Origin of the sequence: Thioalkalivibrio sp. ALJ21 (genome assembly GCF_000378605.1) — a bacterium.
GTDB lineage: Bacteria > Pseudomonadota > Gammaproteobacteria > Ectothiorhodospirales > Ectothiorhodospiraceae > Thioalkalivibrio.
The window spans coordinates 505103-526458 of sequence record NZ_KB905156.1; the positions used below are offsets into that span (position 1 = coordinate 505103).

Here is a 21356-nt window from a genome sequence, read left to right on the forward strand (position 1 = left end):
CTCAGCCCCCGGACGCCGCCTTGCGCGCCTCTTCGAGCGTGAACGCGCCCTCGTACAGCGCGCGTCCGACGATGGCCCCCGTGATGCCCTCTTCCTCGTTCTCGGCGAGCTGGCGCAGGTCATCCAGCGAGCTGATCCCGCCAGAGGCGATCACCGGCACGCGCACGTTGCTGGCCAGGCGGGCGGTGGCCTCGACATTGGGGCCCTTCATCATCCCGTCGCGGGCGATATCGGTATAGACGAAGGCCACCACACCATCGGCCTCGAAATGCTGGGCCAGATCAATCACATCGTGGTGCGACAGCTTCGACCAGCCATCCACCGCCAGTTTGCCGTCCTTCGCGTCCAGCCCGACGATAATGCGCCCGGGAAACTCCAGGCACAGGTCATTGACGAAGTGCGGCGCGCTCACCGCCCGGGTGCCGATGATCACGAACTCCACCCCGGCGTCCAGATAGGCCTGCACGGTGTCCTCGTCGCGGATTCCGCCGCCGATCTGGATCGGCAGGTCGGGGAAGGCCTCGGCGATCGCATGCACGGCCTCGGCATTGCGCGGATGGCCCGCGAAGGCGCCATCCAGGTCGACGATGTGCAGGCGCTCTGCCCCGGCATCCACCCAGCGCCTCGCCATCTCCACCGGGTCTTCGCCGAACACGGTGGAATCCTCCATCTTGCCCTGGCGCAGGCGCACGCATTTGCCTTCCTTCAGATCGATTGCAGGAATGACCAGCATCTTCGACTCCTCACGCAGCCCCGGGACCCTCACCGTCCCAGCGCAGAAAGTTGTGCAACAGGCGCAGCCCGCAGGCGGCGCTCTTCTCCGGGTGGCACTGCATGGTGAACAGCGAGCCACGCGCCAGTGCCGAGGCAAAGGTCTCGCCATAATCGGTGCGCCCGGCGATATCCGCCTCGTTCTCCGGCAACACGCGATAGCTGTGTACAAAATAGAACCACGGCGTCTCGGGCAGGCCGTGCCACAGGGGGTGGTCGCCCGTCGGCAGGACCCGGTTCCATCCCATGTGCGGGATTTTCAGGCGCCGGCCGTCCGGGCCTTCGCGTTCCGGGAAACGTGCGACCCGCCCCGGCAGTATGCCCAGAAGATCGACCCCGCCGCTCTCCTCGCTGTGCTGCATCAGGATCTGCTGCCCCAGGCACAGGCCAAGGAAGGGCCGATCCGCAGCCAGCTCGGGCAGCAGGCAATCGAGCCCGCGCGAGGCCAGCGCCCGCATCGCATCGCCGGCCGCCCCCTGCCCCGGGAAGACCAGGCGATCCGCCTCACGCAGAGTGTCGGGGTCGTCCGTCAGCAGGATGCGCTGATCGGCACCGGACTCGTGTTCGAGCGCGCGAACCACCGAGTGCAGGTTACCCATGCCGTAGTCAATGACGGCAACTGTTTCCATGGCCGGGAAATCCCTTCCGTGATTCGCGTTACAGGCTGCCCTTGGTCGACGGGGTGATCCCCTCCGCGCGCGGGTCGGCCTCGGCCGCCATGCGCAGCGCGCGCCCAAAGGCCTTGAAGATGGTCTCGGCCACGTGGTGCGCGTTGTCTCCGCGAAGGCTATCGATGTGCAGGGTCATCCAGGCGTGGTTGACCAGCCCCTGGAAGAACTCGTGAAAGAGATCCACATCGAACTCGCCGATGTGCGAACGCCGAAAGTCCGCGTGCATCTCCAGCCCCGGGCGCCCGGAAAAGTCGATCACTACCCGCGCCAGGGCCTCGTCCAGCGGGACGTAGGCATGACCGTAGCGGCGGATGCCCTTCTTGTCCCCGAGGGCCTTGGCCAGTGCCTGCCCGAACGTGATGCCGACATCCTCGACGGTGTGATGCGCATCGATGTGCAGGTCGCCCTGCGCGCGCACCGAGAGATCGACCATGCCGTGGCGGGCCACCTGGTCGAGCATGTGATCGAGGAACGGGACACCGGTTTCCAGCTGGCTTGTGCCCTTGCCATCAAGGTTGAGCTCGACGGTGATCTGGGTCTCGAGGGTGTCGCGGCGGACGCTAGCGGTACGTTCAGTCATGATTCCGATTCAAGACGACAAAGGCCCAGTGTAGCAAGGCTGGCCACGGCCCGGTACGCACACCGGATCGAGGCATTCGTCTGTCATGTAATTGGCAAAAAAAAGCCGGGGCCCGAAGGCCCCGGCTGGACGTCAGGAAGCGAGGCTTCCTTAGCCGACTTCGACTTCGGTCGAATCGGATTCGCCCTTGTTGTCCGTCCAGGAGACGGACACGGTGTCGCCGGCGGAACCGTCGAACTCGACCTGCAGGAACGGGTTACGAGAGACGGTGAAGTTCCAGTGGGCGGTAATGGCGTCTTCGCCGTTACGCTTGATTTCCACGGTTTCAATGAAGTGCGGGCCACCGTCATCATCCGGGACCAGCATGTCGTGGCTCATCAGAGCGCGGACGTTAACAACGCCGTTGCTTTCCTGGGCGCGAACTCGAATAGACATATCTTATTCCTCCAATAGGGTTCGATCAGCGATAGGGACGCGCGGCTTAACCGCCGCAGCCACCGACCGTGACCTTCACTTCGCGGACCGTCTTGTACCAGCTATCGCCGGACTTCACGGCGGCCACGACGTTCGAGGACTCACCCAGACGGATACGGCTGGACACTTTCGGCTTGGTGCCGGAGGCCAGGACGTAATGGGCGGTCGCGGAGAAGTCGTTCTCCTCGGCGAACAGGGCGATTTCGGTGACGTCGTCCAGGCTGGTTTCGATCGAAACCGGGACCACGGCGCCGTTTTCGGCGATTTCCGGGGCGCTCAGATCGATGTCGTCGCTGTCCGGGATGTCGGTGGAGCCGAGCGCGGCTTCCATCGCGGCGTCCAGACCCTGGGCCTCGAACACATCCGACGGCCAGGCGGCCAGCAGCTTGCTCGGAGCCAGCAGGCCAGCCCCAACGGCCACGCCGACGGTGCCGGCGGCGAGAGTGCCTTTCAGGAAGACACGACGCTTGGTGCTAATCATGGAGATCTCCTCTCATCTTTTTGGGTCAGTTCCGGGTTATCCGGCGGCGTTTTCGCGGTTGCCCACGTTTACGCCTGTTGCTTTGGACGGCGACCCCAGGGGATCTATTCCTTGGGGTCGGGCTCCATCGCTGACCAGCTTCAGTGGTCTTCTGCTGGTCTGGCAGGTTCATCCTCCCAAAGTTCGCTGAATCGATGATGAACGAATCACCAAGGGTCCAAAATCGGGTGAATGACAGCGGATGAACCTGAAGCCAGCGCCGTATCAATGGCACACTATCGCCCTTCATTGCAACGACACCCCGGAACGAACATGCGCTCATGCAAGGCCCAGTGGCTCCTGATTGCGGTCGTGGTCGTGCTCGGCACGATGCAGATGCTCGCCTCCTGCGGGCAGAAGGGCGACCTCTACCTGCCCGATGACGACGACCCCGCCGAGGAGCGCCGCTGAATGGATTACTTCGACTACCACGGTGACACGCTGCATGCCGAAGGCGTGGCGCTGGACCACCTCGCCCAGCTGGTGGGTACGCCCGCCTACGTGTATTCGCGCGCCACGCTGGAACGTCACTACCGCGCCTTCAGCGAGGCCCTGATCGGCACGCCGCATCAGGTCTGCTTCGCGGTAAAAGCGAACTCCGCGCTGGGAGTGCTGAACGTGCTCGCGCGCCTGGGAGCCGGCTTCGACATCGTCTCCGGCGGCGAGCTGGAGCGCGTGCTGCGCGCCGGTGGCGACCCGGCGAAGGTCGTGTTCTCGGGCGTCGGCAAGACCGCGGCCGAGATGCGCCGGGCACTGAAGGTCGGCATCCATTGCTTCAACGTCGAATCCGCCCCGGAGCTGGAGCGGCTGGAGTCCGTTGCGGCCGAGATGGGCGTGACCGCGCCGGTCTCGATCCGCGTGAACCCGGACGTCGACGCCGAGACCCATCCCTATATCGCCACCGGGCTGCGCGAGAACAAGTTCGGCGTCGCCATCGAGGAGGCGCCGGCACTGTATGCCCGGGTGCGTGACAGCCAGCACCTGGAGGCCATCGGCGTCGATTTCCACATCGGCTCGCAGCTGACCCGGATCGACCCGTTCACCGATGCCCTGAAACGCGTGCTGACGCTGATCGACCAGCTGGCCGCGGACGGCATCAAACTCGAACATATCGATGTCGGCGGCGGGCTCGGCGTGCGCTACCGCGACGAGACGCCGCCGGAGCCGGACGCCTGGGCCAGCGCCCTGCGCGAGGTGATGGGCGAGCGCCCGCTGAAGGTGCTGCTGGAGCCGGGCCGCGCGATCGCGGCCAACGCCGGCGTGTTCCTGACCCGGGTGGAGTACCTCAAGCACACCGAGGCCCACGACTTCGCGATCGTCGACGGGGCGATGAACGACCTGCTGCGCCCGGCCCTGTACGGCGCCTGGCAGGAGATCATCCCGGTCGTGCGGCGCAAGGACACCGAGCCCCGCACCTACGACATCGTCGGCCCGGTCTGCGAGACCGGCGATTTCCTCGGCCGCGAGCGCGAGCTGGCGCTGGCCGCGGGCGACGTACTCGCCGTGCGCTCGGCCGGGGCCTACGGCTATGTAATGGCCGGCAACTACAACTCGCGTCCGCGCCCGCCGGAGATCATGGTCGACGGCGACCACTTCCAGATCATCAACCGCCGCGAGCAGGTCGATCACCTGATGATGCGCGAGAGCATGCTGCCCCAAGACCCAGAAGACACGGACCCGGACGATGACGATCCACCCGGGAGCGTGGACCCGTGATCCCGCGCCGCCCCGAACCGGAGCTGATGCTGGAGCCTGCACAGGCCCGCGCCTATGCCGAGGCCGACTTCGCCATCCCGCACGAAGGCTTCGTGGACGCCTTCGCCGAGGCCTTCCCGGGCCCGGTCAGCGGCCCCGTGCTCGATCTCGGCTGCGGGCCGGGCGATGTCTCGCTGCGCTTCGCCGCGCGCCACCCGGCCTGCGAGGTTGACGGGCTCGACGGCGCGCCCACGATGCTGGCCGCCGGTGACGTGCTGATGGCCGACCACCCGGCCGCCCCGCGCGTACACCTGGCCGAGGGCTGCCTGCCCGCGGCGCGCGGCCCGCGCGCCCCGTATGCCACGATCATCAGCAATTCCCTGCTGCATCACCTGCATGACCCGACCGTGCTGTGGCAGGCCATCCGGCGCGATGGCGGGTCCGGCGCAGCCGTGTTCGTCATGGACCTGCGGCGACCCAACTCGGAGACAGCGGTCAAAGCCCTGGTCGCGGAGTACGCAGCCAACGACCCGGACGTGCTGCGCCGCGACTTCGAACACTCCCTGCACGCGGCCTTCACGCCCGACGAGGTGCGCGCGCAGCTGGCCGACGCAGGACTCGACGGCTTCACCGTCCGCCCCACCTCGGACCGTCACATGATCATCTTCGGACACCTGCCGGAGGCCACCTGATGCGCCTGGAATTCACCAAGATGCACGGACTGGGCAACGACTTCGTCGTCATCGACGGCACGCGCCAGACCGTCCGGCTCGACGAGGCGATGCTGCGTCACCTGGCGGATCGCCACTTCGGCATCGGCTGCGACCAGATCCTGCTGGTGGAGCCCCCGGGCGATCCGGCGCAGGCCCTGTTCCGCTACCGCATCTTCAACGCCGATGGCTCCGAGGTGGAGCAGTGCGGCAACGGTGCGCGCTGCTTCGCCCGCTTCGTGCGTGAACAAGGCCTGACCGAGGCCCGCGAGATCCCGGTCGAGACCCTGGGCGGACGCATCGTGCTGCATGTCGAGGACGACGAGCGTGTGCGGGTCAACATGGGCCGGCCGGTGTTCACGCCCGAACAGATCCCGCTGGTCGCCGAACACGAGGCCGATGCCTACACCCTGGACGTGCAGGGCCATGCGCTCACGCTGGGCGCGGTGTCCATGGGCAATCCGCATGCGGTGCTGCTGGTCGACGATGTCGCGAGCGCGCCCGTGGCCGAGGTCGGGCCGCTGATCGAACGGCACGAGTGCTTCCCGCGCCGCGTGAATGTCGGCTTTGCCGCACTGCGCGACCGCACGCATGTGGACCTCCGGGTATTCGAACGCGGAGTCGGCGAGACGCTGGCCTGTGGCAGCGGCGCGGCCGCCGCGATGGCCATTCTGCGCCGACGCAACCTCGTCGACGACGAGGTTGAAGTCTCGCTGCCGGGCGGTACCCTTGTGCTAAGCTGGAACGCACAGGCCGAGGCCCCGGTTTGGCTAACCGGACCGGCCACCACGGTTTTCAACGGCTGGATCGATCTATGACTGGGCAATCCTCCAACGCCTCTGCTGCAAAGACCCCCAAGCCGCAGGCGACGGACGACAAGAACAACCAAACGATCAGCGCGGCCGACGTCGAGGCCTATCTGCGCGATCACCCGGATTTCTTCCAGGACCACCTGCCGCTGCTGGACATCCTGCGCCTGCCGCACCCGGCCGGCGGGGCGGTGTCACTGATGGAGCGCCAGGTCGCCCTGCTGCGCGAAAAGCACCGCGCGATGGAGCAGCACATGGGCGAGCTGGTCGAACGCGCCCGCGACAACGAGCGGATGGGCCAGCACCTGCACGAACTGGCCAAGACCCTGATGCGCGCCGAGAACCTGGATGCCGTGCTGGCACTGACCCAGGACGCCCTGCGCAACGAGCTGGGTGCCGAGCGCGTCAGCATCCGCCTGGCCGACCGCGAGGTGGACGACCTGCACGCCCTGGAATCCGGCGAGCTGAGTACGTTCGATCCGCTGTTCGCGCGCGGCAAGGCCCAGTGCGGCCGTGTGCCGGGCGAGATGCTGGACGTGCTGTTCGACTCGGCCGACGGCATCGGCTCCGCGATCCTGATGCCACTGGGTGACGAGTCCGACCGCATCGGGGTACTGGGTCTGGCCAGCGACTCCCCGGACCGTTTCCAGCCCGACATGGGCATCTATTTCGTTACCCATATCGGCGACCTGCTGGCCGAATCGATCCGCTGCCATGTCGAGCGGACGCACGCCGCCGCCTGAGGCGGCGACCGACTCCAGCCCGCCACAGGATGCGGACATCGCGGCCTTTCTGGGGCATTTAAGCGATGTTCGCGGCCATTCGCCGCATACCGTCAATGCCTACCGGCGCGACCTGGGCCGCCTGCGCAGCCTGCACACGGGTCCATGGGCCGATCTCCGGGCCGCGGACATGCGCCGCATCGCCGGGCAACTCGCCCGCCAGGGCCGCCACCCGCGCTCCATCCAGCGCTTTCTGTCCGCCGCGCGCGGCTTCTTCGCCTTTCAGGTCGAGCACCGCCGCATGCCGGCCAACCCCGCCGCCGGCCTGCGCGGACCGCGCGCGGGGCGCGCCCTGCCGCGCGATCTCGACGTCGACCAGACCCAGCAGGCCCTGACCCCGGCCGAGGACCTCGACCCGGTCCTGGCCGCCCGCGACCAGGCCATGCTGGAGCTGCTGTACTCCTCCGGGCTGCGCCTGTCCGAGCTGACCGGGCTGGACCTGACGGATCTCGACCTCGATACCGGGCTGGTGCGGGTACTCGGCAAGGGCCGGCGCGAGCGCAGCGTCCCGGTGGGGCGGGTGGCACGTGATGCGATCCGCAGCTGGCTCAAGCGCCGGGGCGACTGGGCCGCACCCGACGAACGCGCCCTGTTCGTGACCCGCCGCGGCGCCCGCATCGGCAACCGCGCAGTCCAGCGCCGCGTAGCCGAGGCCGGCCGGCGCGCCGGGCTGGACGTGCGCCTGCATCCGCACCGGTTGCGCCATGCCTTCGCCAGTCATCTGCTGGAATCGAGTGGCGATTTGCGAGCCATTCAGGAACTTCTGGGTCACGCCAACCTTGAAACCACCCAGATCTATACCCATCTCGACTATCAGCACCTGGCACAGGTGTATGATGCCGCCCACCCGCGTGCCCGGAGAGACCGTTCGCCAGGCAAACGCTGAGTCCAGCTTTCTCCGGGCGGGGAACCAACAGCAACGACCGGGACCCAACCGCTTCCGGACCGCAAAAACCTCGGGCGTCGCCACAGCCTGACTCCCTAGCGCTTGCGAGCAGCCCCTGGCGGCTTCGCCGAGCAACGAGACAGGCGGCCGGCCCCGACCGCAGCACAAAGGAGAGCGCCCGTGGAACAGTTTCGCGGCACCACCATCGTCTGCGTCCGCAAGGACGGCGCCGTCACCCTCGGGGGCGACGGCCAGGTATCGCTTGGCAACACCGTGATGAAGGGCAACGCCCGCAAGGTCCGCCGCGTCTACCACGACCGCATCCTGGCCGGCTTTGCCGGCGGCACCGCCGATGCCTTCACCCTGTTCGAGCGCTTCGAGGGCATGCTGGAGAAACACTCCGGCAACCTCACCCGCTCCGCAGTCGAGCTGGCCAAGGACTGGCGCACCGACCGCGCCCTGCGCCGGCTGGAGGCCCTGCTGGCCGTGTCCGACCGCGAGAACTCCTTCGTAATCTCCGGCAACGGCGACGTGATCGAACCGGAAAACGCGCTGATCGCGATCGGCTCCGGCGGTCCGTACGCCCAGGCCTCCGCCCAGGCCCTGTTGCAGAACACCGACCTGTCGGCCCGCGACATCGTGGAGAAGTCACTGAACATCGCCGCCGACATCTGCGTGTACACCAATCACAACCTCACGCTGGAGAGCCTGGACGCGGAATAACGCGCCCGGCCCCACACGAACGATTCGACCAAGGCCCCTTTTGCCATGACCGACATGACCCCCCGCGAGATCGTCCAGGAACTGGACCGCTACATCATCGGCCAGGACGAGGCCAAGCGCTCCGTCGCCATCGCCCTGCGCAACCGCTGGCGCCGCCGCCAGCTCCCCCCGGAGTTGCAGCCGGAGGTCACCCCCAAGAACATCCTGATGATCGGCCCGACGGGCGTCGGCAAGACCGAGATCGCCCGGCGTCTGGCCAAACTCGCGCGCGCGCCGTTCATCAAGATCGAGGCGACCAAGTTCACCGAAGTCGGCTATGTCGGCCGCGATGTCGAATCGATCATCCGCGATCTCGCCGAGGCCGCGGTCAAGCAGCTGCGCGACGAGGCCATCAAGGAAAATCGCGTAAAGGCCGAAGACGCGGCGGAGGAGCGCATCCTCGATGCCCTGCTCCCACGCCCGCGCAACGCCGGCTTCACCGACTCCGCGCAGGACGACTCCAACAGCGACACCCGCCAAAAGCTGCGCAAGCGCCTGCGCGAGGGCGACCTGGACGAGCGCGAAATCGACATCGAGGTGCAGCAGAACCCGCACGGGGTGGAGATCATGACCCCGCCAGGCATGGAAGAGATGGCCAGCCAGCTGCAATCGATGTTCCAGAACCTCGGCGGCCAGAAGACCCGCTCGCGCCGGCTGCAGATCGCCGAGGCCCGCAAGCTGTTGATCGAGGAAGAGGCCGCGCGCCTGATCAACGAAGAAGAGCTGAAGCTGCAGGCGATCGACCGCGTCGAACAAAGCGGCATCGTCTTTCTCGACGAAATCGACAAGGTCGCCAAGGGCAGCGAGAAGGGCAGTAGCGGCGAGGTCTCGCGCGAGGGCGTGCAGCGCGACCTGCTGCCGCTAATCGAAGGCACCACCGTCTCCACCAAGCTGGGCATGGTCCGCACCGACCACATCCTGTTCATCGCCTCCGGCGCCTTCCACCTGTCCAAGCCGTCCGACCTGGTACCGGAGCTGCAGGGCCGACTCCCGATTCGCGTCGAGCTGGGCCCGCTGTCGGTGGACGCCTTCGTGCGCATCCTGACCGAACCCACTGCCTCGCTGACCGAGCAGTACACCGAGCTGATGAAGACCGAAGGCGTGGAACTGCGCTTCGAGGAAGACGGCGTGCGCCGCCTCGCCGAGATCGCCCATGACGTGAACGCGCGCACCGAGAACATCGGCGCGCGCCGCCTGCACACCGTGCTCGAACGCCTGCTGCAGGACGTCGCCTACCGCGCCCCGGACGTCGACGGCGCCGTCATCGTCGACCGCAGGTTCGTCGACGAACGCCTCGGCGACCTGGTCGAAAACGAAGACCTCTCGCGCTACATCCTCTAAAGCCCGGCCCTGCCGACCGTCCCCCACCCCGAGCGGCAGGGCCAACAAGTTCACGCCGGGGACGCTGGCGAGTTTGGCTCGCCTCCATCCACTCCCCGCGTGGCGTGGGGCCACAGGGCGACACCATCAGCAGAATGGTGGCGGCCTTCAGCGCCCATTTCACGGCATGTTCAACCCTCCCCGAAATAGGCGCGGTTCGTTACGCATGAACCGGCCGGCGAAACACAAACAGGGCACGGACCATATACGGCGTCACAAGCGGGGCCAGCAAGATCAGACCTGCGTAGGACATCCGCGCCCCCAGGCCAGCGCGTCTACGGGACCCAAGAATGATCAGGCTGAAAGGGGCCGCCCAGACAAAAAGAAAAGACAGCCATAGCGAAAAACAAGCCACGGTGCACATGGACGATTACCTTCCTGGATCCGCTAGCAAGCGAGGTCAACCAACGCGGGCGGCCCTGAGAAGCCTTGGAATCTCGGCGATCATCGAGAGATGGACCCCGATGAAGGAACCGCAGAACAAGGCCAGCGGCACCCAGACAGTCGCAACACCCATCTCTGTCTCGAAAAACAAACCGTAATGCCGGTACGATCGCTCACTCGGGCTCGAAACCGCCTCCAGATCGGAAGAAAGGACGAAAAAGGCAACGGCGTAGTACACGATGGGCACCGCGACGAGGATAACCCCCTGCCTAAAGATCCCCTCTTGAAGAAAATTGACTGCCATGCCGAAGATCGATCCGCGGCGATTACAGCAGGCTACCAGCGCAGCAGTAGCGACCACCAAGACGAAAAACACCACAAATACGTACGGCATCTGTGCGCGAAGGCCGAAGGAGCTGTTCGTGAACCCACGCGCGGCGGGAACATGCTCCCATAGCCAGCCCGCCGGAGAGGCCAGCCAGAATGGAGGCGCTACAGGGTCCATGTAATAAAGGATGTAGACGAGGACCCCTTCGGCGAGAAGCGCGAACGCACCCATTGCCATCAGGGCGTACCGCCAACGCCGGGCCTCGGCCTCTGTCGGCCCGGGGTATTTCGTCAGCAGCTCGATGAGCGATTCACGAATGCTCACGGGCCCTCTTCTGCGTTCTCCACCGGGTCCACAAGGCCCAGAATGAGATCGCGCACGGCCACCTTCATTTCGCGCCACGCGACAAGCTTGTCGCGTGGAAACCGAAACGCTACGCGGCCCCCCCACTCAGGAATGGTGAACTTATAGCGGCATGTATGAATAAAATCGGGATTCGCCGTACTCCCGGCCCGGCATTGGAAATAGTCGGTCACAACACCGTCGACGTCACCCTTCCAATAAAGAGTCTGGTTCCATAACTCGAGCTTATCTGTCCCTGGACCCACAGGCTGCGCCCACTGGAGCCCGGTTTCGGGGTCGCGCCCCCTCATTTCATACCGAATGTTTTTCAGATGTTTGTAACGCCCCTTCTCATCATTCCACTCATGAGTGATGCGCTCACCCTCGTCGAATCTCTGCATGACTCCTCGAAGGGCGGGGGCCCAATCACCGCGCTCACGGAGAAGTTCATACGAAAACTGGCCATCGCGACGAAAGTCGGAAATCGCCACCACGCCGATTAACAGCCAGACGTCGCCATCAGGGTCATCCCTGGTCCAGAAGCTGGACTGTGTCTCCGGGCTTCTCGGGACCATGTCTGGCCAGCGAACGTATAGGGAGAAGGCCTGCGCATCGTCCTCGAAGGTGCGCTCATCGGGCTTCGGTGTATCCGGACTTCGTGGCGCCCAGGCGCTCTGATCCTTGTACTCGATGCCGACCAGAGAAAGGTAATTGGAGGGAATCGCAATCGGCACGCCGTTGATGTTGGCCTTGCGGATCGGAGGCGAAAATTCCTGGATCTCGAGCCGTGGCGGTTCGCCATAGATTTCGTGCAGGGCGTCGAACACCCCCAACTCGGAGAGCCAGGGCCGCGCGAGGCCCGACCACAGGGCGGAGCCCGCCAGCCAGATCGCCACCAGGACGACCACAATCAGGGCCAGCCGGCCGGCGCCACTCATGCGCCCCGTCCCCGGTTCTTCCCGCTCGCCGAAAACGAATCGCTCGCCAGGGTTCCCAGCATAAAGAGCCACGCGGAAGCCATCGTCGTGGATAAGTACAGCACGAAAAAGAGGGAGGTCGCCGCGACCGCCGGTATCTCGAACAGAGGATCAAGGTTTTCGGTCATGCGACCCGATGGACCAGGCCCTGCCGCTGGCAGGACGGCATACAGCTGGGCGAAGACGACAAACGCAAAAAACGCAAAGAACCAGGTGAGCGATCCAATCAGCTTCAGAAGCGCCATGCCGGAAGGCCGCTCGGGGCGTACGGATCTGGACATCTTGAAAAACAGGTAAACGAACAGAAACGGCTGAAATGCGATGGCTGCCGCCAGGGCTGCCCGGATGCCCTCGGTGTCCCGACGGGATTCAGCGATCGTGTCGATCATGGGAAGCCCGCCGGCAACCCCGTCAGAAAGCCACCGAACGGCCGTAGCGATGCCTGCATTCCCTGCGAGACCCACCTGCGAAACCAGGACCGTCACAACCAGAGGCACCCAGAACACGAGGCCAAAGGCTCCGAGCTTTTGGTAATTGAAAAAGGGCTTGGGCGGCTTCGCCTGACGTGTCATGAGTCCACGCCCCGATTCTGCGCCCGGATCACGAGGACGGGGTCGATAGTGAAACGGGATAGCCGATCACGGGGGATGGTAAAACATGCGGAAGGCCTCATGACGCGTCACCCTCGACCGAAAGGGAATCCAGGAGCTGTCGAACCTCGCGATCTATCCGCTGCCAGCCCGGAAGGTGCTCGAGGCTGAAGCGGTAGGTCAATGCGAGATCGTCGCGAAAGGCGGTCATGGCCATGCATTCAGAAGCGGGCTGCTCGCCTGGCGAGGTACACCGGATTACAAGGTCCTTTGATGCGTCCTCGGGGACAAAAAATGACGACGAACCCGGGCCCTTCGGGCCGCTCTCCTGTGGAGCGGTCTCGAACATAACGAGGCCATCATCGGATGTCCGGCCGCCCTGCGGGTTCTCCCTTGCAAGCCGCCCCATCGGGCCAATAAACCCGGGAGGCGGTTCATTCAAGAGCATGATTTCCACCCGGTCTCCGAGGGCGTCGTCACCCCGGGTCCAGCGATCCCGGTCTTCGTGATGATAAGGCCGCAGATCCGGCAGGAGAGTGCTCAGCGGGAGGGTCGCCGGTTCATGTCGTCCCTCTCCGGGGCGCGGCCAGTGGCCCAGCTCTTCATGGACAAAGTAGAAAAACCGCACCGGCACATCGAACTTGTGGCCTGACAAGTCGAAGTGCGCCGTTGCGACCTTCAGGTGAATCCGGCCCGCATAGTCATTGAGCATGCGCGAGACCGGGTTCTCCGTGAGGACGACCAGCACAAGCAGGGCTACGAGAGCCAGCTCCAGCCGCCAGTAGCGAAACGTAAGGCGGGAGCTGCGCGGTGTAGGGTCGGCGGGCGCGCCCGTCTCCAACCGCACTGGGTGACGCCGCCGAAACCACCAGACGACCATCAGCGGGCTGCCAATGAACGCGAACAGGGCCAACGGCAGTCCCGTGGACACCTCGCGCGCATACTCTTCCAGAAGAAGCATGAGCCCCAACATCATGGCCACCGGCAGGGCCAGTACGAGCAGGGCATAGCCGATCCTGACGGCAGCCGACGCACGACGCACGGCAATCAGCACCCCAACGGTCGCAACAATGGCAACCGCCATCGGAATCAGGGCGATGAGCACTGACCCCATCAGGTCGGCGACGCTCACAGAGCAATCCTGGACCGAGGTAGGCACCCGAAACGCGGCCCCAAAACATTCACATGCTGAAGGCAGGCGCGCGCGCAAGTGGGCGCACGAAAGACAATGAGGGCTGCGAGATAGAGGTGTGCCTGTGCGGCGAACGCGCCAATCCGTGGCGAGGTCATGGACAATCCCTTTCCATGAGTAAGGCTGCGAATGCTGAATGGGCTTTCAACCCGTGTCAATGAACGCCGAAGCGGCCCGCCCGGGCCTGGCCGAGTTCAGCCACTGGCGCCGACTCTTTTTCGAGGCGTCCCCGGGCACTCCGTTACCTGACGCCCACGAATCGCTCACGGTCTTCGGTGTCGCCTAGCGCACCCCGAGACACTTGGACCTGACCCGCCCGCCGCTAAACCAGGATCGAGCCCAGTGGACCCACCCGGACGCCTACACCGCCATCCGTGCGCGATCCCCAGCGGGGTGTGAATCTGGCGCTGCTGGCCCCGGCGGTATTCACACACCCGAAACCTCTTGCCCAGCAAACCTGGTATCTCTACCTGTGCGCCAACGAAATCAACTGCATCCGGGCCGGCCGGGATGAGCCCTTCACCATAGGGCTCGGGTCAGCGAGAAGCGTCAGGCCGGGGCCTTTTGAATTCCTTCAGGATGTTCCGGCTCATCTGGAAAGTGGCAGCTGAGATCTCGGGTGAGAGCCTGGCGCCATCTTCGAGGCACGCGGGTTCGATGCCGTGGACGATGAGGGTGCCCGGGAGCTCGCCCAGGGAGCGGGCAAGTTCGACGGCTTCGGCGAGGCCGATACCGTGGGAAGAGTAGCGCGCGCCGCGCGGCAGGGGCTCGCGGGCATCCAGGCGATGGAGGGTGCCGGGGGCGGCGCCGGTGACGATGGCATCGACGAGGATGACCGGGTCGTGGCCCTGCCATAACTCCATGAGTTCGGCGGGTTCGCCGTGGCTCTTCGCGGTGGCGAGGCCCGGGGTATCGGCCAGCGCGTCCACCACGGCGTGGCCGATGCCGTCGTCGCCGCGCCAGGGGTTGCCAATGCCGATCACCAACGGCCCTTTGCCGGTGATTGGCATGACGGGAGGCGTAGCCAACGCCTTTTGCGGGCGTTCCGGGGCTATGGGGGTGTTTCGTGCCGCCTGGACAATTTCTTCGCGGCGCTCGTCGCTCAGATCCGATCGCCAATCTTCGGTCTCGGAGGCCGGAAACAGCCGTTTTTCCTGAGGGTTCTGTCCGGATGGTCGTGCCACGGGGCGCTCCCAGTCGATACCTGGCGGTGACTAACGCGGCGCGCCCTCGCTTTCCCGGGCAGCAGTGGTCGTTTCCAGCCGCTCCGCCAGCCAGATCTTGATGATGGATTGACGGGTGACGCCCAATCGGCTGGCTTCTCGGTCCAGGGACTCGATCATCCAGTCCGGGAAATCCACGTTTACCCGCCGTTGTTTGCGCAGCGGGCGTTTGGCCCTTGACAGGTCCAGGGCATCGGTCATCTCTTCTCCGCTGTCAAAGCGCCCGTCAAATGTCTTCGCTTTCATACAGCGCAACCTCTTCTTTGCGCGACCTGCGTACGGAAATGATACGAACGCAGGCCTCTCGGTGAGTGACAACGGCGGTCCAGTGCCTTCTTTCAATGCGACCGATCACCAGAAAGCGGGGTTCGTCCTCCGTACGGCCGGGGATCTCCAGCAGATCGGGGTCACGCCAGAGGGCCTGGGCGGTCACGAAGTCGATGCCGTGTTTCTCCAGATTCGATCGACTCTTCCGTTCGTCGAACTCGAATGACTTCATGGTTTAGAAATTATACCAGAATGGTGTTTTTTGCTCTCGGAGAGTCAAGCGCTCCTTCGCGCAGGGCCTTACTGGCGGTCGACGGTGAGGTCGAGGAAGTGGGTGGCGCAGGAGATGCAGGGGTCGTAGTTGCGGATGGCGACCTCGCAGTGGTGGCGCAGTTCGTCGTCCGGCAGATGAAGATGGGTCTGCACCAGTTCGCGCAGGTCGGCCTCGATGGTGGGCTGGTTGACCGAGGTGGGCGGGACGATCTTGGCGTCGGTGATGAGGCCGGCTTCGTCGATGCTGTAGCGGTGGTAGCAGATGCCGCGTGGGGCCTCGGTGGCGGCGAAGCCGGTGCCGGCACGCGGGGTGACCGGCAGCGCGGGTTCGGCCGGTGCGGCCCGGTAGCCGTCGACCAGACGCAGGGCCTCCTCGAAGGCGAGCACGATCTCGATCATGCGCACCTGGATGCTGCGGAACGGGTTGCGGCAGGCCGCGCCCAGCCCGGCGCGCTCGGCCAGCTCGGCGGCGCGCGGGGTGAGGCGTTCGCGGTTCAGGGCGAAGCGCGCCAGCGGGCCCATGAACACCGGTTCGCCACTGTCGGAGCGGTGGCTGTGCAGGGCGTTGGAGTGGGCCACGTGCTCCTCGGTGAAGACGTCGTCGTAATCACGGATGGCGGCGTCCAGACCACTGCTCGAGCCAAGCCGGCCGTGGGTGATCGGGTATTCGTCCGGGTGCACCAGTGACACGAACTCGTAATCGCGCTCCAGGTTCGGATAGTCGAGGGTGGCGAGGAATTCGGCCACCTCGGAGGCAGCCTCCAGGCCCCAGGCCAGGTCCTCGCGCAGCCCGGCGACCTCGGCAGGCGTCGGCGTGCGGTAGAAGCCGCCCACGCGCAGATTGACCGGGTGGATCTCGCGCCCGCCCAAAAGGCGCAGGATGGAGTTGCCGATCTTCTTGATGCGCAGGCCGTTGCGCACCATGTCCGGGTGGTCCTTCGCGGCGGTGACCGCGTCGGGATAGCCGAGGAAGTCCGGCAGGTGGAGCATGAACACGTGCAGGGCGTGGCTCTCGATCCATTCGCCGCAGTAGGCCAGCCGGCGCAGGTCCTGCAGCACGCCGTCTACGGTCACGCCGCAGACGTCCTCCATCGCCAGCGAGGCACCCAGCTGGTAGGCAATCGGGCAGATGCCGCAGATGCGCGCGGTGATGTCCGGGGCCTCGCGGAAGTCGCGCCCGCGCAGGAAGCCCTCGAAGAAGCGCGGGGCCTCGAAGATCGACAGCTTCACCTCCTCCACACGGTCGCCTTCGGTGCGCACGTACATCGCGCCCTCGCCCTCCACGCGCGCGAGGTAGTCGACTTCGATGGTGCGGGTCTCGCTCATGGTCCGTTTCCTGATTCTTCGCGCTCGCTCTCCTCGCGGAAGGCGTCGGCGCCGGCATTGAAGGTGCGGTAGAAACGCACGCGGGTGGCGCGCTCCATGCCGAGGGCCTCCAGCTGCCCGGACAGGCCGGGCGCGTTGGGCGTCTCCTTGGGGCCGAAGCAGCCGTAGCAGCCGCGGTGGCAGCCGGGGCACAGCGCGCCGCAGCCGGCGTGGGTGACCGGACCCAGGCAAGGCGTGCCGTGGGCGACCATCACGCAGACCTGCCCCGCCCGCTTGCACTCCTCGCAGACGCTGGCGCTGGAGATCTGCGGGCGGCGGCCGTAGAGGAAGGCGCTGATGACCTCCAGCAGCTGGTACTTGTCGATCGGGCAGCCGCGCAGCTCGAAGTCCACCGGCACGTGCTGGCTGATCGCATCCGAGGTGGCCAGGGTCTCGATGTATTCCGGGTGGGCGTAGACCTGGCGGGTGAACGCCTCGACATCGGCGAAGTTGCGCAGGGCCTGGATGCCGCCGGTGGTGGCGCAGGCGCCGATGGTCACCAGGAACTTCGATGCGCGGCGGATCTCGCGGATCTCCTCCGCCGCCTGGGGCGTGGTGATCGAGCCCTCGACCAGGGTGAGGTCCCAGGGGCCGTCGATGCGGGTGCGGGTGGCCTCGGGGAAGTGGGCAATCCGTACCCGGTCGGTCACCGCCAGCAGCTCGTCCTCGCAGTCGAGCAGGCTGAGCTGACAGCCGTCGCAGGAGGCGAACTTGAATACCGCGAGGGTCGGTTGTTCCCGTCTCATAGCTCGCGTATCCGGAAGGCCGGCTCCATCACCGGGTAGGGGAACACGGGGCCGTCGCGGCAGACGAACTGCGACCCGATCTGGCAGTGGCCGCAAAAGCCCACCGCGCAGCGCATGTTGCGCTCCATGGACACGTAGATGTCCTCCGGCTTCAGGCCGCGGCGCTCCAGCGCGGCGGCGGTGAAGCGCATCATCACCTCCGGGCCGCAGGTCATCGCCAGCGTGTTGCGCCGATCGAAGCCGCCACGATCGACGAGCTGGGTGACCACGCCGACATCGCCGCGCCACGCGGCGGTGCCGCGATCCACGGTAATGCGCAGGTCGAGATCGTCGTGCGCGCCCCAGGCCTCCAGCTCGTCACGAAAGATCATGTCCCCGGGCGAGCGTGCACCGTAGCAGACCACCACCCGTCCGAAGTCGGCGCGCCGTTCCAGCGCCGCGTGGATCACCGGGCGCAGCGGGGCCAGGCCGATGCCACCGGCGACCAGCACCAGGTCGCGCCCGCGCGCCTGCTCGAGCGGCCAGGCCGTGCCGAACGGCCCGCGCAGCCCCACCACCGCCCCGGGTCCCAGGTCCTGCATCGCGCGGGTCACGCTGCCGACCGCGCGGGTGGTGTGGACGATGCCGCCGTCGTCGGTGATGGCGGAGACCGAGATCGGCACCTCGCCCACGCCCGGCAGATAGAGCATGTTGAACTGCCCGGGCGCCGGGGGCGTGTTCGAGTCGGCATCGGTGCCGGAGTCCGCTTCGGGCTCGAGCGTCCAGCTGAAGACCTCGTCGCTGGCAATCTCGGCGTGGCGGGCACGGATGCGCCAGGGGCGCGGCGCCATCGCCTGGTCGGGCAGCGCGACCGCGGACTCAGGCGACATGACCCGGCCCCCCGTTCTGGTAGATGTCCAGCCCCTGCAGGCGCGCGGCCTGCAGCCGCTGCACGATCAGTGCGGTGAAGTGCTTGAGCAACGCGTAGCCGAAGACCGGGTCGGCCTCCATGCGCTCGCGCAGCACGCCGGCGTCGAAGCGCAGGGTGTGCAGGTCGCTGACCGCCCGGGCGTCGTAGCTTGCCCGGTACGGCGGCAGCAGCCAGGACCAGCCGAGGATATCGCCGGGCCCCAGCGTCTGGAACGGGACGGTGCCTTCGCGCAGCCGGCTCTCCAGCGCGACCTGGCCTGCGCGGATCAGCCAGAAGGTCTCGGTCGGTTCGTGGTCGCGCATCAGCCGCGCGCCGGATTCGTAGCTGCGCTCGGCCGCGCAGGCCGCCAGCAGGCGCAGGTGCTTCGGGTCGAAGTCCTCGAAGAACGGCTGCTGTTCGAGGATGGACAGCAGCTCCTTCATGGCGAGCCCTCCGCATCACGGCGCACCGCGGTGACCTCCTCGGTGATGTCGATCCCGACCGGGCACCAGGTGATACAGCGCCCGCAGCCGACACAGCCGGAGGTGTCGAACTGGTCGTGCCAGGTGGCCAGCTTGTGGGTGATCCACTGGCGGTAGCGCGCGGCCACCGAGTCACGGTGCGGCCCGCCGACCAGGTGCGAGTGCTCCTGGTTGAAGCAGGAGTCCCAGCGCCGCACGCGCTCGGTGCGCTGGCCTTCCAGATCGGGCACCTCCTCGACCTGGGAACAGAAACAGGTGGGGCAGACCAGGGTGCAGTTGGAGCAGGACAGGCAGCGCTCGGCGGTCTCCTCCCAGCGCGGGTGCTCGAAGGCCCGGTTCAGCACCTCGCGCGCGTCGCCGGGCATCTGCCGGCCCATCTTTTCCGGGGCCTCGGCCCATACCCGTTCCGCCGCAACCTGTTCCGCGTCGCTGGCCGGGCGCGGCTCCAGACGCTCGAACATCGCGCGCCCCGCCTCGCTCCCCGCCTCGATGACCAGGAAATGCTGCGTAGCGTCGATCACCTCGGTCAGGGCCAGGTCGAAGCCCTCGCGGGCGCGCGGTCCGGTATCCATCGAGGCACAGAAGCAGGTACCGCCGGGCTCGGCACAGTGGGCCGCGACCATGAACACGTCCCGACGCCGCGCCGCATAGCCGCGGTCCTGCACCGCCTGGCCCAGGAACACCCGGTCCTGCACGGCGATCGCCGCCAGCTCGCAGGCGCGCATGCCGATGAACGCGCGCCGGGGCGGTGCCGGCTCGCCCGGCTCGGTCACGAAGCTGCCGTCCGGCTGGCGGGTCAGTCGGAACAGGGTCTCCTCGGACGGGAACAGGTACTTCTTCCAGGAGTGCGGCCCGACCACGTAGCCGAACAGGGCCTCGTCGTCACGCTCGCGCAGGCGGTAGTGGCCGGGGGCGTGCTCGTCCCCCCAGCCCGCCGGCAGGTCATCCAGGCCTTGCACGCGGTCGTAGACGATCGCCCCGTCGCGCCGCGTCGGACCCACCACCTCGTAGCCATCACCGGCCAGCAGGCGGATCAGCGTATCCACGGCTTGTGGGGCGATCACATGCATGGGGCATCCTCGAACGCTTACCGCAGCCTGCATCGACGTTCAGTCGATGGGCGACCGTGGCTGAAATTATAGTGCGCCAACCCCGGACCGCGATCCAGCCCGGAGGGGGGTCGTTCCCGGTTATGCTGGGGCGAAATCCAGGCAACACCCGGGAGAACCGATGAAGGTCGCCGTCTTCAGTACCCAGCAGCATGATCGCGAGCATCTGATCCCGGCGCTGGTGGCCGCCGGCATGGTGCCGGTGGTGTACGCCGAGCGCCTGACCGCGGAGACGGTGCACCTGGCCCGGGGCACCGATGCGGTCTGCGTGTTCACCAACGACGACCTGCACCGCCGGGTGATTGACGGGCTGGCGGATCAGGGCATCCACGTGATCGCGCTGCGCTGCTCCGGGTACGACAATCTGGATGTGGCGCGGGCCCGCGAGCGCGGCGTGCGCGTGGGGCGGGTTCCGGCCTACTCCCCGAACGCGATCGCGGAGCATGCGGTCGCCCTCTTGATGACGCTGAACCGCCGGGTGCACCGGGCCTGGGACCGGACCCGGCGTGGCGATTTCCGGCTCGACCACCTGACGGGCTTCGATCTGGTCGGGCGCACCGTGGGTGTGGTGGGCACCGGGCGGATCGGCCAGGCCTTTGCCCGAATCATGCTCGGCTTTGGCTGCCGGGTGCTCGCGCACGACCCCTACCCGAATGCGGAGCTGCAGGAAGCGGGGGTGGAGTATCGAGACCTGGATGCGCTGCTGGCGGAGTCCTCGGTGGTCAGCCTGAGCTGCCCGATGACGCCGGAGAACCGGCACATGATCAATGCCGATACCCTGGCGCGGATGCCGCGCGGGGCCTTTCTGATCAATACCGCACGCGGGGCGCTGGTGGATACCGATGCCGCCGAGGTCGCGCTGGACTCCGGTCAGCTGGGCGGATTTGCGCTGGATGTCTACGAGGCCGAGGCGGGCCTGTTCTTCCACGACTGGTCACTGGCCGGTCTGCCGGACCGGCGCCTGGCGCGGCTGATGCAGCGCGACGACGTGCTGGTCACCGGCCACCAGGCTTTCCTGACCCACGAGGCGCTGACCAACATCGCCGACACCACCGTCGCCAACCTGACCACCCTGCACCAGGATCCGGACGTGCAACCCGAGGGCCGCGTCGTCTGATAGCGTCATGCCTTCCCCCGGGCACTCGGTCC

The 21356-nt window shown here is 66.5% G+C and carries 26 protein-coding genes; 9 read left to right on the top strand and 17 right to left on the bottom strand.

The genetic code is table 11. The features are described 5' to 3' along the window. Nucleotide 1: 1 nt before the first annotated feature. The 5 genes from hisA to soxY form a co-directional block, all read right to left on the bottom strand. Nucleotides 2-733, bottom strand: a complete 732-nt coding sequence (gene hisA, locus F579_RS0108445) for a 1-(5-phosphoribosyl)-5-[(5-phosphoribosylamino)methylideneamino]imidazole-4-carboxamide isomerase (RefSeq protein WP_019023604.1) — start codon at nt 731-733, stop codon at nt 2-4. Between the two features lie 10 nt (nt 734-743). Continuing rightward, nucleotides 744-1400: an imidazole glycerol phosphate synthase subunit HisH gene (hisH, locus tag F579_RS0108450; protein WP_019023603.1), complete on the bottom strand. Its 657-nt coding sequence runs from the start codon at nt 1398-1400 to the stop codon at nt 744-746. A gap of 28 nt (nt 1401-1428) precedes the next feature. Further along, the gene (gene hisB, locus F579_RS0108455; RefSeq protein ID WP_019023602.1) at nt 1429-2022 is read right to left on the bottom strand and encodes an imidazoleglycerol-phosphate dehydratase HisB; all 594 of its coding nucleotides are present in this window, start codon (nt 2020-2022) and stop codon (nt 1429-1431) included. Between the two features lie 150 nt (nt 2023-2172). Next, nucleotides 2173-2457 carry a thiosulfate oxidation carrier complex protein SoxZ gene (gene soxZ, locus F579_RS14660; RefSeq protein ID WP_038029714.1) on the bottom strand — a complete coding sequence of 95 codons (285 nt, stop codon included), beginning with the start codon at nt 2455-2457 and terminating at the stop codon, nt 2173-2175. Between the two features lie 46 nt (nt 2458-2503). Then, nucleotides 2504-2977 carry a thiosulfate oxidation carrier protein SoxY gene (gene soxY, locus F579_RS0108465; protein WP_019023600.1) on the bottom strand — a complete coding sequence of 158 codons (474 nt, stop codon included), beginning with the start codon at nt 2975-2977 and terminating at the stop codon, nt 2504-2506. A 312-nt stretch (nt 2978-3289) separates the two neighbouring features. Here soxY and F579_RS15075 point away from each other — a divergent pair, with 312 nt between their 5' ends. From F579_RS15075 to hslU, 8 genes are all read left to right on the top strand, one after another. Beyond that, the gene (locus F579_RS15075; protein ID WP_017926463.1) at nt 3290-3427 is read left to right on the top strand and encodes a lipoprotein; all 138 of its coding nucleotides are present in this window, start codon (nt 3290-3292) and stop codon (nt 3425-3427) included. Continuing rightward, nucleotides 3428-4732 carry a diaminopimelate decarboxylase gene (lysA, locus tag F579_RS0108475; RefSeq protein WP_019023599.1) on the top strand — a complete coding sequence of 435 codons (1305 nt, stop codon included), beginning with the start codon at nt 3428-3430 and terminating at the stop codon, nt 4730-4732. After that, the gene (locus tag F579_RS0108480; RefSeq protein WP_019023598.1) at nt 4729-5403 is read left to right on the top strand and encodes a trans-aconitate 2-methyltransferase; all 675 of its coding nucleotides are present in this window, start codon (nt 4729-4731) and stop codon (nt 5401-5403) included. Before lysA ends, F579_RS0108480 begins: the two co-directional genes overlap by 4 nt. Beyond that, nucleotides 5403-6239, top strand: coding sequence for a diaminopimelate epimerase (dapF, locus tag F579_RS0108485; protein WP_019023597.1), 837 nt, complete (start codon nt 5403-5405; stop codon nt 6237-6239). Before F579_RS0108480 ends, dapF begins: the two co-directional genes overlap by 1 nt. Next, nucleotides 6236-6973, top strand: a complete 738-nt coding sequence (locus F579_RS0108490; RefSeq protein WP_019023596.1) for a DUF484 family protein — start codon at nt 6236-6238, stop codon at nt 6971-6973. Before dapF ends, F579_RS0108490 begins: the two co-directional genes overlap by 4 nt. Continuing rightward, nucleotides 6945-7898 (top strand): tyrosine recombinase XerC, encoded by a 954-nt coding sequence (xerC, locus tag F579_RS0108495; RefSeq protein ID WP_019023595.1) that lies wholly within the window; start codon nt 6945-6947, stop codon nt 7896-7898. The genes F579_RS0108490 and xerC overlap by 29 nt, the downstream gene beginning before the upstream one ends. Nucleotides 7899-8078: 180 nt before the next feature. Continuing rightward, on the top strand, nt 8079-8621 hold the full coding sequence (gene hslV, locus F579_RS0108500) for an ATP-dependent protease subunit HslV (RefSeq protein WP_018139854.1): 543 nt from the start codon (nt 8079-8081) through the stop codon (nt 8619-8621). Between the two features lie 45 nt (nt 8622-8666). After that, nucleotides 8667-10001 (top strand): ATP-dependent protease ATPase subunit HslU, encoded by a 1335-nt coding sequence (gene hslU / locus F579_RS0108505; protein ID WP_019023594.1) that lies wholly within the window; start codon nt 8667-8669, stop codon nt 9999-10001. Nucleotides 10002-10440: 439 nt separating this feature from the next. Here hslU and F579_RS0108515 read toward each other — a convergent pair whose 3' ends face one another. The 12 genes from F579_RS0108515 to F579_RS0108575 form a co-directional block, all read right to left on the bottom strand. Further along, nucleotides 10441-11076, bottom strand: coding sequence for a hypothetical protein (locus tag F579_RS0108515; RefSeq protein WP_019023593.1), 636 nt, complete (start codon nt 11074-11076; stop codon nt 10441-10443). Next, entirely contained in the window at nt 11073-12032 is a 960-nt protein-coding gene (locus tag F579_RS0108520; protein ID WP_019023592.1) for a hypothetical protein, read from the bottom strand. The genes F579_RS0108515 and F579_RS0108520 overlap by 4 nt, the downstream gene beginning before the upstream one ends. Beyond that, a complete protein-coding gene (locus tag F579_RS0108525) occupies nt 12029-12643 on the bottom strand; it encodes a hypothetical protein (RefSeq protein WP_019023591.1) in 615 nt (204 codons plus the stop codon). The genes F579_RS0108520 and F579_RS0108525 overlap by 4 nt, the downstream gene beginning before the upstream one ends. 97 nt (nt 12644-12740) lie before the next feature. Beyond that, nucleotides 12741-13793, bottom strand: coding sequence for a hypothetical protein (locus tag F579_RS0108530; RefSeq protein WP_019023590.1), 1053 nt, complete (start codon nt 13791-13793; stop codon nt 12741-12743). Nucleotides 13794-14389: 596 nt separating this feature from the next. Then, on the bottom strand, nt 14390-14863 hold the full coding sequence (locus F579_RS0108540; RefSeq protein WP_019023588.1) for a hydrogenase maturation protease: 474 nt from the start codon (nt 14861-14863) through the stop codon (nt 14390-14392). A 204-nt stretch (nt 14864-15067) separates the two neighbouring features. Continuing rightward, a complete protein-coding gene (gene brnA / locus F579_RS0108545; protein WP_019023587.1) occupies nt 15068-15277 on the bottom strand; it encodes a type II toxin-antitoxin system BrnA family antitoxin in 210 nt (69 codons plus the stop codon). A gap of 25 nt (nt 15278-15302) precedes the next feature. Further along, entirely contained in the window at nt 15303-15575 is a 273-nt protein-coding gene (locus tag F579_RS0108550; protein WP_018878197.1) for a BrnT family toxin, read from the bottom strand. 68 nt (nt 15576-15643) lie between these two features. Beyond that, nucleotides 15644-16942, bottom strand: a complete 1299-nt coding sequence (locus F579_RS0108555; protein WP_019023586.1) for a Ni/Fe hydrogenase subunit alpha — start codon at nt 16940-16942, stop codon at nt 15644-15646. Beyond that, nucleotides 16939-17727, bottom strand: a complete 789-nt coding sequence (locus F579_RS0108560; protein ID WP_019023585.1) for an oxidoreductase — start codon at nt 17725-17727, stop codon at nt 16939-16941. Before F579_RS0108560 ends, F579_RS0108555 begins: the two co-directional genes overlap by 4 nt. Then, nucleotides 17724-18596 (bottom strand): FAD/NAD(P)-binding protein, encoded by an 873-nt coding sequence (locus tag F579_RS0108565; RefSeq protein ID WP_019023584.1) that lies wholly within the window; start codon nt 18594-18596, stop codon nt 17724-17726. Before F579_RS0108565 ends, F579_RS0108560 begins: the two co-directional genes overlap by 4 nt. Further along, nucleotides 18586-19059 carry a cyclic nucleotide-binding domain-containing protein gene (locus tag F579_RS0108570; protein WP_019023583.1) on the bottom strand — a complete coding sequence of 158 codons (474 nt, stop codon included), beginning with the start codon at nt 19057-19059 and terminating at the stop codon, nt 18586-18588. Before F579_RS0108570 ends, F579_RS0108565 begins: the two co-directional genes overlap by 11 nt. Next, nucleotides 19056-20168, bottom strand: coding sequence for a sulfite reductase subunit A (locus F579_RS0108575; protein WP_019023582.1), 1113 nt, complete (start codon nt 20166-20168; stop codon nt 19056-19058). Before F579_RS0108575 ends, F579_RS0108570 begins: the two co-directional genes overlap by 4 nt. Nucleotides 20169-20328: 160 nt before the next feature. Between F579_RS0108575 and F579_RS0108580 the strand changes: the two genes are divergently transcribed. Beyond that, nucleotides 20329-21324, top strand: coding sequence for a 2-hydroxyacid dehydrogenase (locus tag F579_RS0108580; protein WP_019023581.1), 996 nt, complete (start codon nt 20329-20331; stop codon nt 21322-21324). The last annotated feature ends 32 nt before the right edge of the window (nt 21325-21356 follow it).

Excerpts from the sequence above, each read along its gene's own strand:
- F579_RS0108560 (WP_019023585.1), bottom strand. The coding sequence starts at position 17,727 with ATGAGACGGGAACAACCGACCCTCGCGGTATTCAAGTTCGCCTCCTGC.
- F579_RS0108580 (WP_019023581.1), top strand. The coding sequence starts at position 20,329 with ATGAAGGTCGCCGTCTTCAGTACCCAGCAGCATGATCGCGAGCATCTG.
- brnA (WP_019023587.1), bottom strand. The coding sequence starts at position 15,277 with ATGACCGATGCCCTGGACCTGTCAAGGGCCAAACGCCCGCTGCGCAAA.
- hisH (WP_019023603.1), bottom strand. The coding sequence starts at position 1,400 with ATGGAAACAGTTGCCGTCATTGACTACGGCATGGGTAACCTGCACTCG.
- F579_RS0108570 (WP_019023583.1), bottom strand. The coding sequence starts at position 19,059 with ATGAAGGAGCTGCTGTCCATCCTCGAACAGCAGCCGTTCTTCGAGGAC.
- dapF (WP_019023597.1), top strand. The coding sequence starts at position 5,403 with ATGCGCCTGGAATTCACCAAGATGCACGGACTGGGCAACGACTTCGTC.
- lysA (WP_019023599.1), top strand. The coding sequence starts at position 3,428 with ATGGATTACTTCGACTACCACGGTGACACGCTGCATGCCGAAGGCGTG.
- soxZ (WP_038029714.1), bottom strand. The coding sequence starts at position 2,457 with ATGTCTATTCGAGTTCGCGCCCAGGAAAGCAACGGCGTTGTTAACGTC.
- F579_RS0108520 (WP_019023592.1), bottom strand. The coding sequence starts at position 12,032 with ATGAGTGGCGCCGGCCGGCTGGCCCTGATTGTGGTCGTCCTGGTGGCG.
- F579_RS0108550 (WP_018878197.1), bottom strand. The coding sequence starts at position 15,575 with ATGAAGTCATTCGAGTTCGACGAACGGAAGAGTCGATCGAATCTGGAG.
- F579_RS0108490 (WP_019023596.1), top strand. The coding sequence starts at position 6,236 with ATGACTGGGCAATCCTCCAACGCCTCTGCTGCAAAGACCCCCAAGCCG.
- F579_RS15075 (WP_017926463.1), top strand. The coding sequence starts at position 3,290 with ATGCGCTCATGCAAGGCCCAGTGGCTCCTGATTGCGGTCGTGGTCGTG.
- hslU (WP_019023594.1), top strand. The coding sequence starts at position 8,667 with ATGACCGACATGACCCCCCGCGAGATCGTCCAGGAACTGGACCGCTAC.
- hisA (WP_019023604.1), bottom strand. The coding sequence starts at position 733 with ATGCTGGTCATTCCTGCAATCGATCTGAAGGAAGGCAAATGCGTGCGC.
- soxY (WP_019023600.1), bottom strand. The coding sequence starts at position 2,977 with ATGATTAGCACCAAGCGTCGTGTCTTCCTGAAAGGCACTCTCGCCGCC.
- xerC (WP_019023595.1), top strand. The coding sequence starts at position 6,945 with ATGTCGAGCGGACGCACGCCGCCGCCTGAGGCGGCGACCGACTCCAGC.
- hisB (WP_019023602.1), bottom strand. The coding sequence starts at position 2,022 with ATGACTGAACGTACCGCTAGCGTCCGCCGCGACACCCTCGAGACCCAG.
- F579_RS0108565 (WP_019023584.1), bottom strand. The coding sequence starts at position 18,596 with ATGTCGCCTGAGTCCGCGGTCGCGCTGCCCGACCAGGCGATGGCGCCG.
- F579_RS0108575 (WP_019023582.1), bottom strand. The coding sequence starts at position 20,168 with ATGCATGTGATCGCCCCACAAGCCGTGGATACGCTGATCCGCCTGCTG.
- F579_RS0108555 (WP_019023586.1), bottom strand. The coding sequence starts at position 16,942 with ATGAGCGAGACCCGCACCATCGAAGTCGACTACCTCGCGCGCGTGGAG.
- F579_RS0108525 (WP_019023591.1), bottom strand. The coding sequence starts at position 12,643 with ATGACACGTCAGGCGAAGCCGCCCAAGCCCTTTTTCAATTACCAAAAG.
- F579_RS0108540 (WP_019023588.1), bottom strand. The coding sequence starts at position 14,863 with ATGCCAATCACCGGCAAAGGGCCGTTGGTGATCGGCATTGGCAACCCC.